This is a genomic window from Aerococcus sp. L_32 (assembly GCF_050689315.1).
The window spans coordinates 1-682 of record NZ_JBOEQF010000995.1 but is presented as its reverse complement, the minus strand read 5'-3'; the positions used below and the strand labels follow the sequence as shown (position 1 = coordinate 682).

Genomic DNA, 682 nt, shown 5'->3' with positions numbered 1-682 from the left:
TCTGCAGAAGTAAAATAATCTTTAACAGATTATCTTATTATGTATATGAGGGGAGTTCGGAATTATCCGAGCTTCTTTTTTTTTATCATTTTTATTAGGCCACATCCGTTTTTAATTATTGGATGTGGTCTTTTTGCCTGCTTGAATAAGTTTGCCTGCTTGTCTAGATGGACTAGCTTGGCAAGGGGGCGTCATTTTTCAAAAAACCTAGCGAATTAGACTAGACTCTTATATGTTTTTAGGTTAAGCTAAAAATATAATTAATAAAAACTAAGGTTGCACATCGTGGTTACCCCTTAAATGTAGAAAATAGGAGTGAAGTATTCAAATGAAGAAGATTTGGAAATTATTGAGTGTAATGCTTGTGGCCCTAGTCTTGGGTGCATGCACGAGCGACGGGGAGTCAGCTAGTGACGGTGGCGATGCTGCGGATAAAAAACCAGTTGTCACAGTATCCACCTCTTTTCTACGGGATATGGTAGAACAATTGGCGGGCGACCAAGTAACGGTTGAAACGATTATTCCAGCGGGCGAGGACCCTCATGGCTACTTAGCACGTCCTAGAGACTTAAAGAAAATCCAAGGGGCAGACTTGGTTTTATATCACGGGTTACACTTAGAGGCGCAAATGGTTGAAGCCTTGGAAGTGACAGGTGTGGCGGTGACGAAAGATTTCACTGAC

At 41.2% G+C, this 682-nt stretch carries 1 protein-coding gene; it reads left to right on the top strand.

Features of this window, described 5'->3' with window-relative positions; translation table 11 throughout:
• Positions 1-328: 328 nt before the first annotated feature.
• On the top strand, positions 329-682 hold a 354-nt coding region (locus ACRCJ0_RS17810), incomplete at its 3' end, for a metal ABC transporter substrate-binding protein (protein WP_431391475.1).